The following is a 20,807-nucleotide window of genomic DNA, read 5'->3' on the forward strand; positions in this document are numbered from 1 at the left end:
TGTGTGGGGCAGGCGCCGTCCAACACGCTTCGCGCGTTCGCCCTCCCCCAAGGGGGGAGGAGCGTCAGCTTTCGCCCTTCTGACGGGCCGCCCACTTCTCCAGCCAGTGGATGTCGTAGTCGCCCGACAGGATGTCCGGCTCCTGCAGCAGCTTCTGGAACAGGGGGATAGTGGTGTCGACGCCGCCGATGACGATCTCGTTCAACGACCGCTTCAGGCGCGCGATGGCCTCTTCGCGGTCGCGACCGTGGACGATCAGCTTGCCGATCAGGCTGTCGTAATAGGGTGGGATCGAATAGCCGGCGTAGATGGCGCTATCCAGACGCACGCCCAGGCCGCCCGGGGCGTGGAAATCGGTGATCCGGCCCGGCGACGGGGTGAAGGTCTCGGGGTTCTCGGCGTTGATCCGCACCTCGATGGCGTGGCCCTTGAACTCGATGTCGGCCTGGCTGAACGACAGCGGCAGGCCGGCGGCGATCCGCACCTGTTCGCGCACCAGATCGACGCCGGTGATCATTTCGGTGACCGGGTGTTCGACCTGCAGGCGGGTGTTCATCTCGATGAAGAAGAACTCGCCGTCCTCCCACAGGAATTCGATGGTGCCGACGCCCAGATAGCCGATGGCGGCGATGGCCTTGTTGACTGTCTCGCCGATCTGCTTGCGACCCTCGGCCGACAGGGCGGGCGAGGGGGCCTCTTCCAGCACCTTCTGGTGACGCCGCTGCAGCGAGCAGTCGCGTTCGCCCAGGTGGACGACATTGCCGTGGCTGTCGGCGATGACCTGGATCTCGATGTGGCGCGGCTTCTGGAGGTAGCGCTCCATATAGACGGCGCCATTGCCGAAGGCGGCCTTGGCCTCGGACTGGGCGGTCTGGACGGCTTCGACCAGATCGTCGGGCGTCAGGGCCACCTTCATGCCGCGTCCGCCGCCGCCCGCCGCCGCCTTGACGATCAGGGGGAAGCCGATGGACTTGGACGCCTCGATGGCGGCCTCGACGGTCTCGACCTCGCCGTCGGAGCCGGGAACCACGGGGATGCCCGCGTCCTTGACCGTCTGTTTGGCGCTGATCTTGTCGCCCATGACCCGGATATGCTCGGGCTTGGGACCGATGAAGGCCATGCCGTGGGCCTCGACGATCTCGGCGAACCGGGCGTTCTCGGACAGGAAGCCGTAGCCGGGGTGGATCGCCTGGGCGCCGGTGATCTCGGCGGCGGCGATGATCGACGGGATGTTCAGATACGACTTGGCGGCCGAGGCCGGGCCGATGCAGACGCTCTCGTCCGCCAGTCGCACCCACATGGCGCCGCGGTCGGCTTCCGAATGGACGGCGACGGTGGAGATTCCCATCTCCTTGCACGCGCGGTGGATGCGCAGCGCGATCTCGCCGCGGTTCGCGATCAGGACCTTGGTGAACATCGGGGCGCCTTAGGCTTCCAGCAGGACGAGGGCTTCGCCGAACTCGACCGGCTGGGCGTCGCCCACCAGGATGTCGGCGACCACGCCGTCGCGCGGGGCCTGGATCGGGTTCATGGTCTTCATGGCCTCGACGATCAGCAGGGTCTGGCCCTTCTTGACCGTGTCGCCCTTCTTGACGAAGGCGGGGGCTTCCGGCGAGGCCTGCAGATAGGCGGTGCCGACCATCGGCGACTTCACCTCTTCGCCGGCGCGGGCGACGATGGTCGCCGGATCCGACGGCATCGAAGCCGGCGCTGCGGCGGCGACCGGAGCGGCTGCGGCGACGGGCGCGGCGGCATACTGCACCGGGGCGGCGTTGACGGTGATCTCGCGGGCGACGCGGATGCGCAGTTCGCCACGCTCGACCTCGACTTCCGTCAGATCGGTCTCGTTCAGGATCTCGGCCAGCTGGCGAACCAGGGCGGCGTCGATCTCGGCGTGTTTCTTTTCATCGGCCATTGGAATGCGCCTTGTCTTTCGTGTCTGTAAGCGAACGGGCGGCCCTCAGGCGCGTTCCCGTATCTTGGTGAGGGCCGCCTGGACGGCCAGTTCGTAGCCGGCCGCGCCGAAGCCGGCGATGACGCCGGTCGCCGCGGACGACACATAGGAGTGATGGCGAAACGCCTCGCGCGCCGCCGGATTGGACAGATGCAGTTCGATCAGCGGGATCGACAGCGTCTTCAGCGCGTCGTGCAGCGCCACCGAGGTGTGGCCGTAGGCCGCCGGATTGATGATCAGGGCATGGGCGCTTTCGCGCGCCTCCTGGATCCAGTCGACCAGCACGCCTTCGTGATTGGTCTGGCGGAAGACGATCGTCGCCCCGTTGGCCGCCGCGATGCAGCGCTTTTCGATGTCAGCGAGGGTGTCGCGGCCATAGATGTCCGGCTCCCGAACCCCGAGCAGGTTCAGGTTGGGACCGTTCAGCACATGGATGACGGGGGTTTCGGCCATCGGCTTTGGGATGGAGCTCCGGAATCGTCGGCGTTTCCGCGACACAAGAGGGGCCTTTTACCGGAGCCGTCGTGCGGGTCAAACGGTCTGGTTCACGAAGTTGACGCAAGGGCGCCTGGCTGGCGGATATGTCTCCCACCCTCTATGTGGGCCGGATCAGCCCCGGGAGCCCGTCTTGCACCATATCCAGTTGAACGGAGAACCGCGCCAGGTCGCAGCCGCAACCATCCTGGCCCTGGTCGAGGAACTGAGCCTGGATCCGCGCAAGGTGGCGGTGGAACGCAATCTGGAGATCGTGCCCAAGTCCCTGCACGGCTCCACGCCGGTGGCCGAGGGCGACCGCATCGAACTGGTCCAGTTCGTCGGCGGCGGGTGATCAGACCTTGAGGATCGCGTCCTGATAGAGGCCGATGTCGTGATCGGCGGTCATCAGCATCAGGCCTTCGTGTCGGGCCTGTGCGATCAGGGCGCGGTCGAACGGATCGCGGTGCAGCAGCGGCAGATCCTGAACCGCCAGCCCGTGCCGGCTGGTGAAGTCGATCTCCCGATAGGCGTTGGCCAGCAACTGGTCGCGCAGGCGTTCAGGATCGAGCTGGAAATCGAGCCGCTCCAGCCGTCGCTTGATGCCGATCTCCCAGATGCTGACCGCGCTGAAGAATAGACTGTTGCCGGGGTCGCTCAGGTGCTCCCGCGCCCGGGCCGACAGGCGCTCGGGCCGGGTCGCCGTCCAGACCAGCAGATGGGTGTCGAGAAGCAGGTTCACGTCTTGCCGTAGAACAGGTCTTCGATCTCGTCCTTGAACGGCGTCTTGATGTCGTCGGGAATGACGCCTTCGCCGGCCATGAAACCGATGCGCTGCACGGCCTTCCTCGGCGTCTCCTCCAGGGGAACCAGTTTCGCCATGGGCTTGCCGGCCTTGGCGATGGTGATCGACTCTCCCTTCGCCGCCCGCTCCAGCAGGCGGGACAGATGGGTCTTGGCTTCGTGGATGTTGACCGTTTCCACAGCGTCGCTCCAGTGAACTTAGTCCGCTTAGTTTAGTCTATCTGGCTGCGTCTCGCAACGCGGCGTGATCGATCCGGCCTTTCCCATCGGGCCGGAGAGGATTAGGTCAGCCCCCATGACCGATACAGCCAACGAAACCTGGTCCGTCGCCGGCCGCACCTTCAACTCGCGCCTGATCGTGGGCACCGGCAAATACGCCGACTACGCCCAGAACGCCGCCGCCGCCGAGGCTGCGGGCGCCGAGATCGTCACCGTGGCCGTGCGTCGGGTGAACCTGACCGATCCCAACCAGCCGATGCTGGTCGATTATGTGAAGCCGGACCGGTTCACCTTCCTGCCCAACACCGCCGGCTGTTTCACCGGCGAGGACGCGGTCCGCACCCTGCGGCTGGCGCGCGAGGCGGGCGGCTGGAGCCTGGTCAAGCTGGAGGTACTGTCCAACACCGCCCACCTCTATCCCGACATGATCGAGACCCTGCGGGCCCTGGATCTGCTGATCAAGGACGGGTTCGACGTCATGGTCTACTGCACCGATGACGTGGTCATGGCCAAGCGTCTGGAAGACGCGGGCGCCGCCGCCATCATGCCCGCCGCCGCCCCGATCGGCTCGGGCCTGGGCATCCAGAATCCGATCAACGTCCGCCTGATCGTCGAACAGGCCAAGGTGCCTGTCCTGGTCGACGCCGGGGTCGGCACGGCCTCCGACGCGACCCTGGCGATGGAACTGGGCTGCGACGCCGTGCTGATGAACACCGCCATCGCCGGGGCCAAGGATCCGATCCGCATGGCCCGCGCCATGAAACACGCCGTCATCGCCGGGCGTGACGCCTATCTGGCCGGCCGGATGCCTAAGCGGATGTACGCCGACCCGTCCTCGCCGCTGGCGGGTCTGATCTAGGGCTCACCAGTCCAGCGCCGCCTCGCCGCGCAGGATCGCCTCCGCCTCGGTCGTGTGCTTGGCGCCCGATCGGTCGTGCAGCACCAGGGCGGGCAACAGGCGCAGCGGGGCCTTGCCGGTCTTGATCGCCTGGACCAGCACCCGCTTCGCCGGTTCGTCGGCGAAGGGCTGCACCGGCCGGATGGCGAAGGAGCCGGCCTTGTCGCCCAGCAGGTCCAGCAGGTCGGCCAACCTATCGGCCCGGTGGATCACCACGATCCGCCCCCCCTCGCGCACCGACTTCAGCAGCAGGCCGGTCCAGGCCGCCAGGCCGTCGTCGGCCATCCAGGCTCCGGTCTTGCCGGGCGCAGGGGCGCGCAGGGCGCCGGGGTCGTCGAAGAAGGGCGGGTTGGACACAGCCCAGTCGAACGGCGCCAGGTCCAAGGCGCGGAAGCCGTGCGCCACGTCGCCGTTGAGGATCGTCGTCCGCTCGGCGACACCGTTCAGCGCGGCGTTCTCGCGCGCCAGACCGACGGCGACCGAATCGCGCTCCAGCCCGGTCAACGAAATCCCGGCCTGACGCGCCGCGACCTGCATCAGCACGGCCCCCGCGCCGCAGCCGGCTTCGAAAAGGCGCTCGCCTGGTTTCGGCGCGACGGCCGCAGCCAGCAGGGCGGCGTCCATGCCTGCCCTATAGCCGCGCGCAGGCTGGCGCAGGCGGACGCGACCGCCCAGCAGGGCGTTCTCCTCCACGTCCGGCTTCACCGCATCCGTCCCGTCCACGCCTCAATCTCCTTGACCCCAAAAGGGTCGGTCACCATTGTGCGCCGCATCGCGTTCCGGCAAGCGGAACCCGATCGAAAATCCCCTATGCGCGGTTCGTCCGCGCGACGTGTGAAGAGAGTATCCCTTGGACGCAGCCCTCGCCGCCGCTCCCCGCCCGAAGGGGGACGTGAACGCCCTCGTCCGGCTGGCCGGAACCGACATGGCCGATGTGGATGCCCTGATCCTCGATCGGATGCAGTCGGACGTGCCGATCATTCCCAAGCTGGCCGAGCATCTGGTCTCTGCGGGCGGCAAGCGCCTGCGCCCGCTGCTGACCGTCGCCGCCGCCCGCGCCTCGGGCGCCCAGGGCGACATCCTGTCGCCCAAGAAGCTGGCCGCTGCGGTCGAGTTCATCCACACCGCCACCCTGCTGCACGACGACATCGTCGACGCCTCGGAGCTGCGGCGCGGCAAGGTCGCCGCCCATCTGATCTGGGGCGCGCCCACCAGCGTCCTGGTCGGCGACTTCCTGTTCGCCCGCGCCTTCGAACTGATGGTCGAGACCGATTCGATGCGCGCCCTGGGTATTCTGGCCGAAGCCTCTCGCGTCATCTCCGAAGGCGAGGTCCTGCAACTGACCCGCGCCCACGACCTGAACCTGGATCAGGCCACCTATCTGCAGATCATCTCGGCCAAGACCGCCGAACTGTTCGCCGCCGCCGCCGAGGCGGGCGCCGTCGGGGCGGGCGCTTCGGCCGAGGCGATCAAGGGCTTGCGCGATTACGGCATGGCCCTGGGCATCGCCTTCCAGCTGGCCGACGACGCCCTGGACTATGGCGCCACGGCCGAGGCGCTGGGCAAGAACGCCGGCGACGACTTCAATGAGGGCAAGGCCACCCTGCCGCTGCTGCTGGCCGTGGTCCGCACCAAGGGCCGCGAGGACGACTTCTGGGAGCGGACCGTGACCAAGGGCGACCGCACCCCCGACGATTTCGCCCGGGCCCGTGAACTTGTGATCGGCTCCGGCGCCATCGGCGCGACCCTGGATCTGGCCGGCGACTACGCCGACAGGGCCAAGGCCGCCCTGTCGGTCCTGCCGGCCGGCGACTGGCGCACGGCGCTGGAAGATCTGGCCGACTTCGCGGTGTCGCGCGCCGCTTGACCGAGGCCGCCGCCAGCCTGGATCAGCAGGTCCGCGCCGCCGATCTGGACCGCTGGCTGTCCAGTCGCCTGGTCGCGGATGCCCAGGCGCGCGCCGATCTGATCACCCTCTACGCCTTCGAGGCCGAGCTGATGGCCATCCCGACGCGAGTGACCCAGCCCCTGCTGGCCGAGATGCGCTACACCTGGTGGGCGGAACAGCTAGATGGAGTCTTCGCCGGCGTGCCGCGCAAGGGGCATCCGGTGCTGGAGGCCCTGACCGACCTCGTCGCGCGCCATGGTCTGGATCGCGCGCCCTTCGACGCCTTGATCGAGGCCCATATCGGTCGGGTCCACAGCGAGCCGCACGACCTGGACGCCTTCTACGTCGGCCCCATGCAGGCGGCGGTTCATGTGCTGGCGGGACCGGGTCATGCCGACAAGGTCGTCGAGGCCGGGCGGGTGAGGGCGCTGGGTCAGGTTGGTCGCACCGATGAGGCGAAGGCGGCGCGGTCGAACGCCAACGCTGCCTTGAAAGGGCTTCCGCCTTCAGCCTTCCCCGCCGTGGCGTCTGCGACCCTGATCCGTCAGGACGAGCCCGAGCCGGTAAAGCGGCTGCGCCTGCTGTGGGCGATCCTGCGGGGGCAGGTTTAGCCCGCGTCCCGCCAGGCCTTCAGGCTTGCCATCGCCCGGATGCTCATCAGCCGCTTCTTGGCTCGGCCGCGCTCCTTCAGCGGAATCTTCTGGCCGTCTTCATCGACCTTGGGCGCCTCAAGCGGGGGCAGCAGGCCGTAGTTGATGTTCATCGGCTGGAATTTGGAGCCTTCCATGTGGCCGCCGGTGATGTGCTCGACCAGGGCGCCCATGGCCGTTTCCGGCGGGGGGGCGGCCAGGTCGCGGCCGAGGGCTTGCGCGGCGGCCAGCCGGCCGGTCAGCAGACCCATGGCGGCGCTCTCGACATAGCCCTCGACGCCAGTGACCTGCCCGGCGAAGCGCAGTCGGGGCATGGCCTTCAGCCGCAGCTGCTTGTCCAGCAGTTGCGGGCTGTTCAGATAGGTGTTGCGGTGCAGGCCGCCCAGACGCGCGAACTGGGCGTTCTGCAGGCCGGGGATCATGCGGAAGGTCTCGGCCTGAACCCCGTGTTTCAGCTTGGTCTGGAAGCCGACCATGTTGAACAGGGTGCCCAGCGCATTGTCCTGACGTAGCTGGACGATGGCGTAGGACTTGACCAGCGGGTCGCGCGGATTGGTCAGGCCGACGGGCTTCATCGGCCCATGGCGCAGGGTCTCGCGACCCCGCTCGGCCATGACCTCGATCGGCAGGCAGCCGTCGAAATAGGGGACGTTCTCCCAGTCCTTGAACTCGGCCTTGGGGCCGCCCAGCAGGGCGTCGATGAAGGCCTCGTACTGGGCCTTGTCCATCGGGCAGTTGACGTAGGCGGCGGCGTCCCCGCCCGGGCCTTCCTTGTCGTAGCGCGACTGACGCCAGGCGATGTCGAAGTCGATGCTGTCCGCGTGGACAATGGGAGCGATGGCGTCGAAGAAACTAAGGCTTTCCTCGCCGGTCGCCTTCAGGATGGCCTCGGCCAGGGCAGGGGAGGTCAGCGGCCCGGTGGCGACGATGACATTGTCCCAGTCTTCCGGCGGCAGGCCTGCGATCTCCTCGCGGAGGATGGTGACCAGCGGATGGGCTTCCAGCTTCGCCGTCACGGCGTCGGAGAAGGCGTCGCGGTCGACGGCCAGCGCCCCGCCGGCCGGCACCTGATTGACGTCGCCGCAGGCCATGATGACGGAATCCAGCGCCCGCATCTCCGCGTGCAGCAGGCCAACGGCGTTGTGCTCCCAGTCGTCGGACCGGAAGGAGTTGGAACAGACCAGTTCCGCCAGCCCGTCCGTCTGGTGGGCGTCGGTCTTGATGCCCGGCACGCCGCGCATCTCGTGCAGGATCACAGGCACGCCGGCCTGGGCGATCTGCCAGGCGGCTTCGGAGCCGGCGAGGCCGCCGCCGATGACGTGGACGGGGGAGGGAGAAGCGGGGGAAGCGGTCATCGCGGCCTTCTAGAGCATGATCGTTTCGGACGGAACCGCGCAGCGGTTCCGGCTGGAGCGTCGATGATGTTCTCGATTCATGCTGGAGCCTGATGCGAGCATCAGGCTCTGACGGCGGTCTGGTCGGATGTCATGATCCCCTGCTATGTCGGCGTCCGGAACTCAGGGGGCAGGGGTTGAACAATCATCGCGTTCTGCGACTGGGCGAGGCGCTGTCGGCGGCCATCGCGAGCCTGTCTCGCCTGTGGCGCGGCGCCTGGGGGGCGATCCTGCTCGCCGCCGTGGTCTGGAGCGCCAAGGTCGTCGCCGCCGGCGTGACCAGTCTGGTCTGGGCGCCGTTCGGCCTGATCTCGACCCTGATGCTGGCCGGGGCGCTCAGCCGGATCGCCATCGGCGACGATCTGGCGTCCGCGCGTCGGCTGGGCCTGGGCCCGGCGGGTCTTCAGTTCGGCCTGCCCGAGTTGCGGCTGCTGGGCGCGAGCCTGTTATGCGCGGTCTTCATGGCCATGATCCTGTCGGTGGTGGCCCTGGTCCTGCTCGCCGTTTTCGGCATGGCCGAGCTGGACGCCCGTGCCATCGAGCTGCGCCAGTGGGGCGCGGTGGGGCCGGCGTGGAAACTGGTTCTGCTGGCCCTGGTGACCCTGTTCGCCCTCTACGCTGTCCTGGTTCTGGTCGTGCGCCTGTCCCTGTTCGGCCCGGCGACCCTGGGACGCGGTCACATGGTCTCATTGAACAGCATGGGCATCGCACAGGGCAGCTTCTGGCCCCTGCTGGGCGGACTGCTCGTCGTCGGCCTGCCCAAGATCGTCCTGCTGGTTCTGACCGGGGCGGGCTTGCTGTCGGGCGTGATCGGATGGATCGTGTGGGCGGTGACGCTTACCGCGCTGGAGGCGCCCCTGACGATGGCCTTCCTGGGCGAGGCCTATCGCCGACTGGAATACTGGACGCCGCAAGGAGCGACGCATGACTGAGAGCCTTTCCATCGGCGAGGCCATGGCGACACCCGTGCGCGTGATCCGGCGGCATCCGCTGGCGATCTTCGTCTGGGGATTTGTGATCATGGCCTACAGCCTGGCGATGGTGGCCTTGATGTTCGGCGCGCTGGCCAATCTGCCGCTGACCGAGGGGGCCGAGCCGCCGCCCGAGATGGTCGGTCAGATCCTGGCGTTGCAGGGGGTGTCCATGCTGCTGAACGTCGGCCAGATGGCGTTGGCGGTCATCATCTGGGCCGCGACCATGCGGGCGACGCTGACGATCGGACGGTCCGACCGGTATTTCTTCATGCGGGTCGGCATGGATGAGCTGCGATTGGTGGTGGTGGGACTGGCCCTGTTCCTCGGCGCCTATGTCGCGGTCATAATCCTGGTCATGCTGGGCTTCTCCATCGGTTTCACATTGTGGCAGATCAGCGAGCCGGCGGCCGCGATCGCCGGTTTCTTCCTGACACTTGCTCTGATCGCAGCGGTCGCCGTGGCGATGGCGCGCCTGTCCCTGATCGCGCCGGCGACCCTCATTCTGAAGCGGTTCGCCTTCGTGGAAGGGTGGAAACTGGGCAAGGGCCAGACCTTGGCCTTGCTGGGGCTGCTGGTCTGTACTTGGCTGATCTATATGGTCATCTACTTCGTCATGGCCTTCGTGGTCATCATCGCCCTGTTCGCCAACGGCGCCCTGGCCGGCTTTGGGCAGGGAGCAGTCCCGGAGACTCTCGGCGAGATGATCCCCGCCGCAGGCGCCTTGTGGGGCGTGGCCGGCGTGCTGCTGATCCCGGGCAGTTTCGCCTATGGGGCCGTGATGACCCTGCTCTGCGCGCCCTTTGTCTCGGCCTGCCGCCAATTGCTGGATGGCGCGCCGCAGGACGACGCGGCGCCCGCGATGGTCTAGGGTCGCCGCGAATCTGGTCTGGAGTTCGAGATGAGTTTTTCCGCCACCGAAGCGGCGTTTGAAGGCTTTCGGGTCGTTCGTCGCCACCCGCTGACCGCTCTGTTCTGGGGATTGGCCTATCTGGTGGTGTTCCTGGCCATGTTCGGCCTGGGCGGGAGTCAGTGGGCTGCGATCATGGCCGCGGCCGAAACCATCGAGCAGTCCAGCGACCCGTCGCCCGACGACCTGATGGTGCTGATGCAGGCCTATGCCGAGCTGTTCGTCTGGCTGGTCCCGCTTGGGCTGGCCGTCGGTGCGGTGCTCAGCGCCGCCGTCGCGCGGTCCGTGCTGCGGCCGGAGGAGAGCCGCTGGGGCTATATCCGTTTCGGCATGGACGAACTGCGCGTGCTGGCGGTCACCGTGGTCATCGGTCTGATCGTCGGACTGCTCAGCGGCGTCCTGTTCGCAGTGGTCAGCAGACTGGTCGGCGCCGGCCTCGCCTCCGGTCAGGCGGTGATGTTCCTGCTGGCCCTGATCGTCGCCCTGGGCGCGATCGCCCTGGTCATCTGGCTGTCGGTCAAGTTCAGCCTGGCCGTTCCCATGACCCTGGATCGCCGCAAGATCAGCGTCGTCGAGTCCTTCAGCGCCACCAAGGGCCAGTTCTGGCCGCTGCTGGGCATGGCGATCATCGCCCTGGTGATGAGCTTCATCGTCAGTATTCTGGGCGGAATCATCAGCGCGGGTACGGACCTGACGACGGGGGGCATAGCCGGCCTGGCGTCAATGGACGGCCTGTCCACTCTCGACGTGTTGGCCCAGGGCTGGCCCGCCATCCTGGTCTGGTCGGTGGTCAACGCCTTGCTTTCGGCGTTGCAGCTGGCGGTGCTGTATGCGCCCTTCTCAGCGGCCTGGATGGGGCTCCGGAACCGCTGAGGGGTCCGGAGCCGGCAAGCGGGATCAGGCCGAGGCCTTGGCCCGCTTCTTCTTCGCCGGTTCGACCGAACTCCCCAAGGCCGCGACGCGCGCCTTGCGGCGGTCCTCGTGCCGGTCCAGCACCTCCTTGAGGTATTTGCCGGTCCAGCTGGCCTTGTTGCCGGCCACCTGTTCGGGCGTGCCGACCGCGACGATCTCGCCGCCGCCGTCGCCGCCTTCGGGACCGAAGTCGAGCAGGTAGTCCGCCACCTTGATGACGTCGAGATTGTGCTCGATCACCACGATGGTGTTGCCCGCCTCGACCAGTTCCTGCAGCACCTCCAGCAGTTTGCGGGTGTCTTCGAAATGCAGGCCGGTGGTCGGCTCGTCGAGGATGTAGAGGGTGCGGCCGGTGGCCCGTTTCGACAGTTCCTTCGACAGCTTGACCCGCTGGGCCTCGCCCCCCGACAGGGTGGTCGCCGGCTGGCCCACCTTGACGTAGCCCAGGCCCACCCGCTCCAGCGTCAGCATCTTGTCGCGGATCGGCGGCACGGCCTTGAAGAAGCTCGCCGCCTCCTCGACCGTCATGTCCAGCACGTCACTGATGGACTTGCCCTTGAACACGATCTCCAGCGTCTCGCGATTGTAGCGTTTGCCCTTGCAGACGTCGCAGGTGACATAGACGTCGGGCAGGAAGTGCATCTCGATCTTGATGACGCCGTCGCCCTGACAGGCCTCGCAGCGGCCGCCCTTGACGTTGAAGCTGAACCGGCCGGGGCCGTAGCCGCGCGCCTTGGATTCCGGCAGGCCGGCGTACCAGTCGCGGATCGGGCCGAAGGCGCCGGTATAGGTGGCCGGGTTCGAGCGCGGTGTGCGGCCGATCGGCGACTGGTCGATGTCGATGACCTTGTCGAAATGCTCCAGCCCCTCGATCCGGTCGAAGGGGGCGGGGGCCTCGGACGCATTGTTCAGACGACGCGCGGCGGCCTTGTACAGGGTCTCGATGGTGAAGGTCGACTTGCCCCCGCCGGAGACGCCGGTGATGCAGGTAAAGACCCCGACCGGGATCTCGCCGGTGACGCTCTTCAGATTGTTGCCGCTGGCGCCGCTGATCTTCAGCATCCGCTTGCGGTCGATCGGGCGGCGGCCGTCGGCCGGGATCTCGATCTCGCGTTCGCCGGTCAGATATTTGCCGGTCAGGGAGTTCGGATTGGCCATGACCTCAGCGGGGGTGCCTTCGGCGCAGACCTGACCGCCATGGACGCCGGCGGCCGGGCCCATGTCGATGACATAGTCGGCGGTCAGGATCGCCTCCTCGTCATGTTCGACGACGAGGACCGAATTGCCCAGGTCGCGCAGCCCCTTCAGGCTTTCCAGCAGCCGGGTGTTGTCGCGCTGGTGCAGGCCGATGGAGGGTTCGTCCAGCACATAGAGAACGCCGGTCAGGCCCGAACCGATCTGCGACGCCAGGCGGATACGCTGGCTCTCGCCGCCCGACAGGGTGCCGGACGAACGGGAGAGGTTCAGATAGTCCAGGCCGACATTGTTCAGGAACCGCAGCCGGTCGCAGATCTCCTTCAGGATCCGCCGGGCGATCTCGGCCTGTTTGTCGGTCAGGCTTTCCTCGATGGTCGAGAACCAGAGATAGGCCTTGGAGATCGACAGCACGGAGATGTCGGCGATGTCCTCGCCCCCGACCTTGACCGCCAGGGCCTCGGGCTTCAGGCGTTTGCCGTGGCAGGCGTCGCACGGGGTCTCGGACTGATAGCGGGCCAGTTCCTCGCGCACCCAGGCGCTGTCGGTCTCGCGCCAGCGGCGTTCCAGGTTCGGCAGGACGCCTTCGAACGGCTTGGAGACCTCGTACTTCCGGGCGTTGTCGTCATAGACGAACTTGATCTTCTCCGACCCCGTGCCCTGCAGGATGGCCTTGTGGGCCTGGGCCGGCAGTTCGCGCCACGGCTTGTCCATCGAGAAGCCGTAGTGGCGGCTCAGCGACTGCAGGGTCTGGGTGTAGAGGGGCGACGGCCCGCGCGCCCAGGGGGCGACCGCCCCGCCGTGCAGGGTCTTGTCGCGGTCCGGGATGACCAGATCGGCGTCGAAGGCCAGCTTGACCCCCAAGCCGTCGCAGACCGGGCAGGCGCCGAACGGATTGTTGAACGAGAACAGGCGCGGCTCGATCTCGCTGATCGTGAAGCCGGACACCGGACAGGCGAACCGTTCCGAGAACAGCAGGCTGCGCGGCGCGGTCTCGCCCTCGGCCGTCGACGCCCATTCGGCGTTGGCGATGCCGTCGGCCAGGCCCAGAGCCGTCTGCAGACTGTCGGCGTAGCGGCCTTCCTGATCCGGCTTGGTGACGATCCGGTCCACAACGATGTCGATGTCGTGCTTGAATTTCTTGTCGAGGGTCGGCGCCTCGTCGATCGGATAGAACTGTCCGTCGATCTTCAGTCGCTGGAAGCCCTGACGCTGCCACTCGGCGATTTCCTTCTTGTACTCGCCCTTGCGGCCGCGAACGACCGGGGCCAGCAGCAGGATGCGTTCGCCGTCCGGCAAGGCGGTCAGCTTGTCGACCATCTGGCTGACGGTCTGGCTCTCGATCGGCAGGCCGGTGGCCGGCGAATAGGGCACGCCGACCCGCGCCCACAGCAGACGCATATAGTCGTGGATCTCGGTCACCGTGCCGACGGTCGAGCGCGGGTTCTTGGACGTGGTCTTCTGTTCGATGGAAATGGCCGGCGACAGGCCCTCGATCAGGTCGACGTCCGGCTTGCCCATCAGTTCCAGGAACTGGCGGGCGTAGGCCGATAGGCTCTCGACATAGCGGCGCTGGCCCTCGGCGTAGATGGTGTCGAAGGCCAGGGACGACTTGCCCGAGCCCGACAGGCCGGTCATCACCACCAGCTGCTCGCGCGGAATATCGAGATCCACGCCCTTGAGATTATGCTCGCGGGCGCCGCGAACGCGGATGAAGTTGTGCTTTTCGGTCATGGAGTCCGGGAACGCGGAGGAGGCCGGTCGGGTCCGGCGCGACATCGCTATATGGGGATGAATTGCGGAATTTAAGCAAGAACATTGTGAGAACATTGCAGCGCGGGCGGCGGCGCGGTATCGTCGGCGCATGGCCGATGGTTTCGACATCCATCTGAACGAGGATCAGGCGCGGCGCCTGAAGGCGGCGGCCGAGGCGGCGGGCGTGGACCCGACGGCCTATGCGCTGGAGCTTCTCGATCTCGGAACCCAGGATGACTGGGCAGAGGACGAGCGCCGTTTCGCCGAATACGAGCGGACCGGAGAGTTCATTTCGCTTGAAGAGTTCTTGCGACCTTTCGAGGAACTGCTTGCGGAAAAGAAGCGTAGCGCTTGAGCTTCGCTATCCGGTTTTCGGTCGCGGCGAGATCCGACCAGCAGCGCTTACTGGATTTCATCCGCGAGAAAAGCCCCGACGCAGCCGCGCACGCCTATAGCGTCCTGCTCGGCGCATTCGATCAACTCATGGAGTTTCCGCTCAGCGGAAGATCCGTCGGCTCGTCCCGGATATGTGTCGCCCGGTTCGGTCAGGGTGGGTATGTCATCAAGTACCGCGTCTATGGCGATGTCGTCGTGGTCTCGCGTATCTTCCACTTGCGAGAGAACTGGCGCGGCTGACCTATTCCGGCGTCCACGCCTGCGCGGGGCGGACGAACCGTTCGCCCTTGGCCAGCATGACGCCGCCTGCGTTGGCGATCCCCAGTTCCAGGCTTTCGGCGATGCGGCGGGCGCGTTCGATGAAATGTTTGGCGGCGACCGGCGGGCAGAGGGTGTTGGCGGTCTCGACGAAGATCTCCAGCCAGCGGTCGAAATGGCGGGCGTCGATGGGCAGGGGCAGGTGTTTCGGCATCGGCCGGCCCTGATAGACGCCGGTCGACAGGGCCACCGACGACCAGAACAGCTTCATCTGCGCCAGATGCGGGGCCCAGTCGTCGATGCGGGCGGCGAAGATCGGGCCGATCAGACGGTCGTCGCGGACGCGGGCGTAGAAGGTCTCGACCAGGGCGTCGATCATGGCCTCGTCTATGCCGGTCTCGTCGCGCAGCGCCTGGACGGCGGCCTCGCGACGAGCGGCGGCGCCGGCGGGATCCTCGATACGGAAGCGGGTTTCCATGGCGGGGCTTTACGCCGGGTCGGCCTATTGGTCGAGAAAATCGCCGGCGTTGAACGACAGGACGCAGACGGGATCGCCGCCCGCCGCATCGGTCGAGCAATAGTCCACGCCGAACAGATTGGCGCGCACCCTGGCGGTGGAGCGGAAGGTCCGGCCGTCACGCTCGAAGCTCGAGCCGATCGTCTCGCTCCACGGCGTCAGGGCCGCGACGAAGGCCTGGGCCGGCACGCCGGTGCAGGTGAACAGCAACAACTCCTCGCCGCCGCCGTCCGCCGCCCTTCGATAGGCGCCTGAAATTGCAGCCTGTTCGAAACAGGCGGCGTAGAGCCGCGCATTCCGTGTCGGGTCCTGGGTCGGCATGGCGGCATAGTTCGGCGGCGGAGGCGGCGCGTCGGGCGTGCTCGCACAGGCCGAAACGGCGAGGGCGCAACCCAGACCGAACGTGACGAAAGGCTTCATTGGCAGGCTCCTGACGGCCAAGCTTCTCACGCGGCCGTGTTCGACGCCAGACTTGCGCATCGCACAAATACGACCCATCCTCCTGTCTCTGACGAGTTTTGAGCAGGAGGCTCGAAGATCATGATCATCGCACTGGCAACCGGTTCCGCCCTGTCCGCCATGCTGCTCGTGATCCTCCATGCCAACCAGCCCAAGCCGAAGCGTGTCCCCGTCCGCGCTCGCGACCCTCGACAAGGTCGCCGCCAGGACGCCTGACGGCGCCGCCCTCTTCGATAATCTGAGCCTGACGTTCGGGACCGAACGTACTGGCGTCGTCGGCCGCAACGGCGCGGGCAAGACCACCTTATTGCGCCTGATCTCCGGAGCGCTCCCGCCGGCCGAGGGCGCCGTGACGCGCGTCGGGACCATCGGCGTGCTGGAGCAACGTCATGATCCGGAGCCGGGCGAGACGGTCGCGGGAACCCTGGGCGTCGCGTCGGCCCTGGCTGTCATCGACCGTGTCCTGGCGGGACAGGGCGACGCCGACGACCTCGCGGCCGCCGACTGGAGCCTGGAGGCGCGGGTCGCCGAAACCTTGGCCGAGGTCGGGTTGGCGGATCTTGCGATGGATCGGGCGACGGCGAACCTGAGCGGCGGCGAACAGACGCGGCTGCGGCTCGCCGGTCTGCTGCTGGCGCGGCCGGACCTGATCCTGCTGGACGAACCGACCAATCATCTGGACGTCGAGGCGCGGCGGCTGGTCGCCGAGGTGCTGGGCCGCTGGCACGGCGGCGCCGTTGTGGTCAGCCACGACCGCGATTTGCTGGGCCGCATGGACCGGATCATCGAGGTGTCCAGTCTGGGCGTCGTGGTTCATGGCGGGAACTACGACCTCTACGCCGAGCGCAAGGCGACGGAGCGCGCGGCCGCTGAACGTGATCTGGCCGTCGCCGAACGGACGGCCGCCCGAGTCGGCGCGGACGCCCAACGGCGCGCGGAGACGAAGGCGCGCCGCGACGCCGCCGGTCGTCGCAAGGCGGCCAAGGGCGACATGCCGAAGATCCTGATCGGGGCCCGGGCCGAGCGGGCCGAGAACAGCGGCGCGGGCGATCGGCTGCTGGCCCTGCGACAGGCTGGTGAAGCGGAGTCCGCCCTGGTCGCCGCGCGCGAGCGGGTGGAGCGGATCCGGTCGCTGGCCATCCCCATGCCGACGACCGGTCTGGCGGCGGGACGGACCGTGTTGGCCCTGGACGCGGTCGGCTGGGTGACGCCGGAGGGGCGGCCCATTCTCGACCCCGTCGATTTTCGTCTGACGGGGCCGGAGCGGGTGGCCGTCACCGGAGTGAACGGCGCGGGCAAGACCACCTTGTTACGCCTGATCGCCGGTGATCTGGCGCCGACCGTGGGGCGGGTCGAACGCCCGGTCCCCGCGGCCCTGCTGGATCAGGAGGCGGCGATCCTGAAACCGGACGAGACCCTGGTCGAGGCCTGGCGTCGGCTGAACCCCGAAGGCTCCGTCAACGACGCCCAGGCGGCCTTGGCGCGCTTCCTGTTTCGCAATACGGGGGCGCATCGCCGGGTCGGCGACCTCTCCGGCGGAGAAAGGCTACGCGCCGCCCTGGCCTGTGTGATGACGGGGGGGCAGCCGTCGCAGTTTCTGGTGCTGGACGAACCGACCAATCATCTGGACCTCGAGTCCATCGCGGCGGTCGAGGCGGCCCTGTGCGCCTATGACGGGGCGCTGGTCGTGGTCAGCCACGACGCCGACTTTCTGGAAGCCGTCGGCGTGGACCGGACGATCAGCCTATCCCGCCCGTCTGTCTGAGCCCTTCCCAAAGGGCGATGCCGGCGGTCACCGACAGGTTCAACGACCGCGCCTCGGGCCGCAGGGGCACGACCACGCGGGCGTCGACGGCGGCATGGACATAGTCGGGCGCGCCCGTCGTCTCCTTGCCGAACAGAAGGGTGTCGTCGGGCTGGAAGACAAAGTCGGGCAGGGGCGTGGCCCCGCGCGTGGTCAGCAGGACCAGTCGTCCGGCGGGGCGATCGCGCTGGAAGGCGTTCCAGTCCGTGTGCCGCGTCATGTGCGATAACGGGCCGTAGTCGAGCGCCGCCCGCTTCATGGCGCGGTCGTCGAAACGGAAGCCCGTCGGCTCGATCACATGCAGGTCGACCCCGAAACAGGCCGATAAGCGGATGCAGGCGCCGACGTTCTGAGGAATGTCAGGTTGAAAAAGGGCGAGACGCATTCTAGTCCTTAAATATACGCGACCTGGGGGTTTGTCGCGGCCTGTTTGCGAGCGTTTCGCAAGAAACGTCAGCGACTTGTGGTCATGGGCCGCAAATACAGGTCGAGGGGAATACTGGGTCTCGTTTTTAGGGTTCGTGCCGTAAAAGAGGAACGTCAATACAGGCGCTCCCGGCGGTGTTCGAGAGGTGAAACGTGGCGGAAACGGGTGTGATTCCGGAAGGCGAGGGCGATCCGAATCGCCGCGACTTCATCCATATCGCGGCGGGCGCCGCCGCGGTGGGCGCAGGGGCGATGATCGCCTGGCCCCTGATCAACCAGATGAATCCCGCCGCCGACACCCTGGCCCTGGCCTCGATCGAATTCGATCTGACCAAGGTGCAGGAAGGCCAGCAGGTCGTGATCAAATGGCAGGGCAAGCCGGTCTTCGTGCGCTATCGCACCCCGGCCGAGCTGCAGCGGGTCATCGCCGACGACCACGCCTCCGACCTGAAACAGCCCCAGACGGACGCCGAGCGCACCAAGCCGGGTCACGAGAAATATCTGGTCGTGGTCGGATCCTGCACCCACCTGGGCTGCGTGCCGACCTTCGGTGCCGGCGACTACGGCGGTTGGTTCTGCCCGTGCCACGGCTCGCACTACGACGCGTCCGGCCGGATCCGCAAAGGCCCCGCGCCCCTGAATCTGGTGGTGCCGGAGTACGAGTTCGCATCCGACACGCGCGTCAAGATCGGTTGAGGGGAGGGCGGACATGAGCGAGCACGAATCCACCTACGTCCCCAAGACGGGCGTCGAGAAGTGGCTGGACAGCCGGCTTCCCATCATTCGCTTCGGCGCCGACTATATGTCGCTGCCGACGCCACGGAACCTGAACTACTGGTGGACCTTCGGCGGCATCCTGGCCCTTTGCCTGGTGACCCAGATCGTCACCGGCATCGTCCTGGCCATGCACTATACGCCGCACGTCGACCTGGCCTTCGCCTCGGTCGAGCGGATCATGCGTGACGTCAACGGCGGCTGGCTGATCCGCTATGTCCACGCCAACGGCGCGTCGATGTTCTTCATCGCTGTCTATCTGCACATGCTGCGGGGGCTCTACTACGGCTCCTACAAGGCGCCGCGCGAGATGATCTGGATCATCGGCTGCGTCATCTTCTTCCTGATGATCGCCACGGCCTTCCTGGGCTATGTCCTGCCCTGGGGCCAGATGTCCTTCTGGGGCGCCGAGGTCATCACCAATCTGATCGGGGCCATCCCGGGCATCGGCGAGCCGATCCTGATCTGGCTGCGCGGCGGCCCAGCGATCGACAATGCGACACTGAACCGCTTCTTCTCGCTGCACTATCTGCTGCCGTTCGCCATCCTCGGCTGCGTCGTCCTGCACCTTTGGGCCCTGCACGCGGCGGGTCAGAACAATCCGGTCGGCATCCTGATCCCCAAGGATCGCGAGAAGAAGGACCTGCTGCCCTTCCACCCGTATTTCACGGTCAAGGACGGGTTTGCGATCATCCTGTTCCTGATCCTGTTCTCGATCTTCGTCTTCTATCAGCCAAACGCTCTGGGCCACGCCGACAACTACATCCCGGCCAACCCGCTGCAGACCCCGGCGCACATCGTGCCCGAGTGGTACATGCTGCCCTTCTACGCCATCCTTCGCGCCATCCCGGACAAGTTCGGCGGGGTGGTGGCCATGTTCAGCGCCATCGGCGTGCTGTTCGTCCTGCCGTGGCTGGATACGTCCAAGGTGCGGTCGATGCGCTATCGGCCGACGATGCGGGCCTTCTTCATCATCTTCCTGGTGGTCGGCGTCGGTCTGGGCTGGTGCGGCGGTCAGCTGCCGGACGCCCCGGTCCTGCCGGGCATGCCCAGCCCTGTCTTCTTCGACGGCCACCTGAACTCCTATCTGTGGCTGACGCGGGTCTTCACCCTCTACTATTTCGTCTTCTTCCTGGTGATCATGCCGATGGTCGGGCTGAAGGAGACGCCGCTGCCGATACCGGCGACCATATCCGAACCGGTGCTGACCGGCGCGGACGCCCCCGAGCAGAAGGGCTGATCGTCATGAAGATCGGAAACAAGATCGTGTCGATCGCCCGCACCCTGGCTTCCGCCGCCCTGGCGGTCGGCGTCCTGACCGCCGCTCCGGCCCTGGCGGCCGGCGGCGCGGCCCATCCGCATTCGGGCGGGTTCAGCTTCGACGGCCCGTTCGGGGTCTATGACCAGGGCCAGCTGCAGCGCGGCTACAAGGTCTATCACGAGGTCTGCGCCGCCTGTCACAGCATGAACCTGATGCACTACCGGAACCTGGGCGACCGTCATGGGCCGTTCTGGAATCCGAAATACCCGAACCCGAACGACAATCCGGTGGTCAAGGCTCTGGCCGCCGAGGTCCAGGTGCCGGACATCGACAGCGAGACCGGCGAGGCGATCCAGCGCGACGCCACCCCGGCCGACAAGTTCCGCGCCCCCTATCCGAACGCCACGGCGGCGGCGGCGGGCAACGGCGGCGCCGCGCCGCCCGACCTGTCGGTCATGGCCAAGGCCCGTCACGGCGGGGCGGACTACATCTATTCCCTGCTGTCGGGCTACAAGGCCGCGCCGGCGGGCCTGACGATCCGCGAAGGCCAGCACTACAACCCCTTCATGGCCGGCGACCTGACGCCCTTCTGGACCGGTGACCACGATCACGTGCCGCCCGGCGGCTTCATCGCCATGCCGCCGCCGCTGCAGAATGGCCAGGTCACCTATGACGACGGCTCGCCCCAGACGGTGCAGCAGTACGCCAAGGACGTCGCCGCCTTCATCGCCTGGACCTCGGAGCCCAAGATGGTGGAGCGCAAACAGGCCGGCTTCGGCGTGATCATCTTCCTGCTGATCTTTGCGGGCCTGACCTACGCCTCCTATCGCCGCATCTGGAAGGGCGTCGCCCACTAGGCTGAACGATATCGAACACGATCCAGGCCCGT

Annotated in this window: 24 protein-coding genes; 13 read left to right on the top strand and 11 right to left on the bottom strand. The window is 67.1% G+C overall.

Annotation, left to right across the window (positions count from 1 at the left end; all coding sequences use genetic code 11):
- Nucleotides 1-64: 64 nt before the first annotated feature.
- Genes accC through aroQ form a run of 3 tightly spaced genes read right to left on the bottom strand, consistent with a single transcriptional unit; the run spans nt 65 to nt 2,407 of the window.
- Complete coding sequence (gene accC, locus ACIQ1T_RS13280; protein WP_395945036.1) at nt 65-1,417, bottom strand: acetyl-CoA carboxylase biotin carboxylase subunit; 1,353 nt, start codon at nt 1,415-1,417, stop codon at nt 65-67.
- A gap of 9 nt (nt 1,418-1,426) precedes the next feature.
- A complete protein-coding gene (accB, locus tag ACIQ1T_RS13285) occupies nt 1,427-1,915 on the bottom strand; it encodes an acetyl-CoA carboxylase biotin carboxyl carrier protein (protein WP_395945037.1) in 489 nt (162 codons plus the stop codon).
- Nucleotides 1,916-1,960: 45 nt separating this feature from the next.
- Nucleotides 1,961-2,407: a type II 3-dehydroquinate dehydratase gene (aroQ, locus tag ACIQ1T_RS13290; RefSeq protein ID WP_395945038.1), complete on the bottom strand. Its 447-nt coding sequence runs from the start codon at nt 2,405-2,407 to the stop codon at nt 1,961-1,963.
- A gap of 175 nt (nt 2,408-2,582) precedes the next feature.
- Here aroQ and thiS point away from each other — a divergent pair, with 175 nt between their 5' ends.
- Nucleotides 2,583-2,783 carry a sulfur carrier protein ThiS gene (thiS, locus tag ACIQ1T_RS13295; RefSeq protein ID WP_395945039.1) on the top strand — a complete coding sequence of 67 codons (201 nt, stop codon included), beginning with the start codon at nt 2,583-2,585 and terminating at the stop codon, nt 2,781-2,783.
- Here thiS and ACIQ1T_RS13300 read toward each other — a convergent pair whose 3' ends face one another.
- Together ACIQ1T_RS13300 and ACIQ1T_RS13305 are read right to left on the bottom strand one after the other, a co-directional pair.
- A complete protein-coding gene (locus ACIQ1T_RS13300) occupies nt 2,784-3,170 on the bottom strand; it encodes a type II toxin-antitoxin system VapC family toxin (protein WP_395945040.1) in 387 nt (128 codons plus the stop codon).
- The gene (locus ACIQ1T_RS13305; protein WP_395945041.1) at nt 3,167-3,412 is read right to left on the bottom strand and encodes a type II toxin-antitoxin system Phd/YefM family antitoxin; all 246 of its coding nucleotides are present in this window, start codon (nt 3,410-3,412) and stop codon (nt 3,167-3,169) included. Before ACIQ1T_RS13305 ends, ACIQ1T_RS13300 begins: the two co-directional genes overlap by 4 nt.
- Nucleotides 3,413-3,527: 115 nt before the next feature.
- Here ACIQ1T_RS13305 and ACIQ1T_RS13310 point away from each other — a divergent pair, with 115 nt between their 5' ends.
- Nucleotides 3,528-4,310, top strand: a complete 783-nt coding sequence (locus tag ACIQ1T_RS13310; protein ID WP_372692090.1) for a thiazole synthase — start codon at nt 3,528-3,530, stop codon at nt 4,308-4,310.
- Between the two features lie 3 nt (nt 4,311-4,313).
- Here the strand turns inward: ACIQ1T_RS13310 and ACIQ1T_RS13315 are convergent, their stop codons facing one another.
- Nucleotides 4,314-5,072 carry a tRNA1(Val) (adenine(37)-N6)-methyltransferase gene (locus ACIQ1T_RS13315; protein WP_395945042.1) on the bottom strand — a complete coding sequence of 253 codons (759 nt, stop codon included), beginning with the start codon at nt 5,070-5,072 and terminating at the stop codon, nt 4,314-4,316.
- A gap of 169 nt (nt 5,073-5,241) precedes the next feature.
- On the opposite strand from ACIQ1T_RS13315, the gene ACIQ1T_RS13320 reads away from it, so the two are divergent.
- Complete coding sequence (locus ACIQ1T_RS13320) at nt 5,242-6,216, top strand: polyprenyl synthetase family protein (RefSeq protein WP_395945043.1); 975 nt, start codon at nt 5,242-5,244, stop codon at nt 6,214-6,216.
- Entirely contained in the window at nt 6,213-6,848 is a 636-nt protein-coding gene (locus ACIQ1T_RS13325; protein WP_395945044.1) for a squalene/phytoene synthase family protein, read from the top strand. Before ACIQ1T_RS13320 ends, ACIQ1T_RS13325 begins: the two co-directional genes overlap by 4 nt.
- Here ACIQ1T_RS13325 and trmFO read toward each other — a convergent pair.
- Nucleotides 6,845-8,242 (bottom strand): methylenetetrahydrofolate--tRNA-(uracil(54)-C(5))-methyltransferase (FADH(2)-oxidizing) TrmFO, encoded by a 1,398-nt coding sequence (gene trmFO, locus ACIQ1T_RS13330; protein ID WP_395945045.1) that lies wholly within the window; start codon nt 8,240-8,242, stop codon nt 6,845-6,847. The genes ACIQ1T_RS13325 and trmFO overlap by 4 nt on opposite strands.
- 176 nt (nt 8,243-8,418) lie before the next feature.
- On the opposite strand from trmFO, the gene ACIQ1T_RS13335 reads away from it, so the two are divergent.
- From ACIQ1T_RS13335 to ACIQ1T_RS13345, 3 genes are read left to right on the top strand one after another with little or no spacing between them, the layout of a single operon-like run.
- On the top strand, nt 8,419-9,213 hold the full coding sequence (locus tag ACIQ1T_RS13335; RefSeq protein WP_395945046.1) for a hypothetical protein: 795 nt from the start codon (nt 8,419-8,421) through the stop codon (nt 9,211-9,213).
- Nucleotides 9,206-10,123, top strand: a complete 918-nt coding sequence (locus tag ACIQ1T_RS13340; protein WP_395945047.1) for a hypothetical protein — start codon at nt 9,206-9,208, stop codon at nt 10,121-10,123. The genes ACIQ1T_RS13335 and ACIQ1T_RS13340 overlap by 8 nt, the downstream gene beginning before the upstream one ends.
- 30 nt (nt 10,124-10,153) lie before the next feature.
- Nucleotides 10,154-11,035 (top strand): hypothetical protein, encoded by an 882-nt coding sequence (locus tag ACIQ1T_RS13345; protein WP_395945048.1) that lies wholly within the window; start codon nt 10,154-10,156, stop codon nt 11,033-11,035.
- Between the two features lie 24 nt (nt 11,036-11,059).
- Here the strand turns inward: ACIQ1T_RS13345 and uvrA are convergent, their stop codons facing one another.
- Nucleotides 11,060-14,002: an excinuclease ABC subunit UvrA gene (gene uvrA / locus ACIQ1T_RS13350; protein WP_395945049.1), complete on the bottom strand. Its 2,943-nt coding sequence runs from the start codon at nt 14,000-14,002 to the stop codon at nt 11,060-11,062.
- A gap of 130 nt (nt 14,003-14,132) precedes the next feature.
- Between uvrA and ACIQ1T_RS13355 the strand changes: the two genes are divergently transcribed.
- Together ACIQ1T_RS13355 and ACIQ1T_RS13360 are read left to right on the top strand one after the other, a co-directional pair.
- On the top strand, nt 14,133-14,378 hold the full coding sequence (locus ACIQ1T_RS13355; RefSeq protein WP_395945050.1) for a hypothetical protein: 246 nt from the start codon (nt 14,133-14,135) through the stop codon (nt 14,376-14,378).
- Complete coding sequence (locus tag ACIQ1T_RS13360; RefSeq protein WP_395945051.1) at nt 14,375-14,659, top strand: type II toxin-antitoxin system RelE/ParE family toxin; 285 nt, start codon at nt 14,375-14,377, stop codon at nt 14,657-14,659. Before ACIQ1T_RS13355 ends, ACIQ1T_RS13360 begins: the two co-directional genes overlap by 4 nt.
- 1 nt (nt 14,660) lies before the next feature.
- Here ACIQ1T_RS13360 and ACIQ1T_RS13365 read toward each other — a convergent pair whose 3' ends face one another.
- Entirely contained in the window at nt 14,661-15,155 is a 495-nt protein-coding gene (locus ACIQ1T_RS13365) for a group III truncated hemoglobin (protein WP_395945052.1), read from the bottom strand.
- 24 nt (nt 15,156-15,179) lie between these two features.
- The gene (locus tag ACIQ1T_RS13370) at nt 15,180-15,614 is read right to left on the bottom strand and encodes a hypothetical protein (RefSeq protein WP_395945054.1); all 435 of its coding nucleotides are present in this window, start codon (nt 15,612-15,614) and stop codon (nt 15,180-15,182) included.
- Nucleotides 15,615-15,792: 178 nt separating this feature from the next.
- Here ACIQ1T_RS13370 and ACIQ1T_RS13375 point away from each other — a divergent pair, with 178 nt between their 5' ends.
- Nucleotides 15,793-17,418, top strand: a complete 1,626-nt coding sequence (locus tag ACIQ1T_RS13375) for an ABC-F family ATP-binding cassette domain-containing protein (protein WP_395945055.1) — start codon at nt 15,793-15,795, stop codon at nt 17,416-17,418.
- Here ACIQ1T_RS13375 and ACIQ1T_RS13380 read toward each other — a convergent pair.
- On the bottom strand, nt 17,393-17,842 hold the full coding sequence (locus ACIQ1T_RS13380) for a tRNA (cytidine(34)-2'-O)-methyltransferase (protein WP_395945056.1): 450 nt from the start codon (nt 17,840-17,842) through the stop codon (nt 17,393-17,395). The two genes, ACIQ1T_RS13375 and ACIQ1T_RS13380, sit on opposite strands and share 26 nt — an antisense overlap.
- 194 nt (nt 17,843-18,036) lie before the next feature.
- On the opposite strand from ACIQ1T_RS13380, the gene petA reads away from it, so the two are divergent.
- From petA to ACIQ1T_RS13395, 3 genes are read left to right on the top strand one after another with little or no spacing between them, the layout of a single operon-like run.
- Nucleotides 18,037-18,579, top strand: a complete 543-nt coding sequence (gene petA / locus ACIQ1T_RS13385) for a ubiquinol-cytochrome c reductase iron-sulfur subunit (RefSeq protein ID WP_395945057.1) — start codon at nt 18,037-18,039, stop codon at nt 18,577-18,579.
- A 13-nt stretch (nt 18,580-18,592) separates the two neighbouring features.
- Complete coding sequence (locus ACIQ1T_RS13390) at nt 18,593-19,897, top strand: cytochrome bc complex cytochrome b subunit (RefSeq protein WP_395945058.1); 1,305 nt, start codon at nt 18,593-18,595, stop codon at nt 19,895-19,897.
- Nucleotides 19,898-19,902: 5 nt separating this feature from the next.
- A complete protein-coding gene (locus ACIQ1T_RS13395) occupies nt 19,903-20,775 on the top strand; it encodes a cytochrome c1 (RefSeq protein ID WP_395945059.1) in 873 nt (290 codons plus the stop codon).
- Nucleotides 20,776-20,807 lie beyond the last annotated feature (32 nt).

This window comes from Brevundimonas sp., assembly GCF_044336875.1.
Taxonomy (GTDB): Bacteria; Pseudomonadota; Alphaproteobacteria; order Caulobacterales; family Caulobacteraceae; genus Brevundimonas.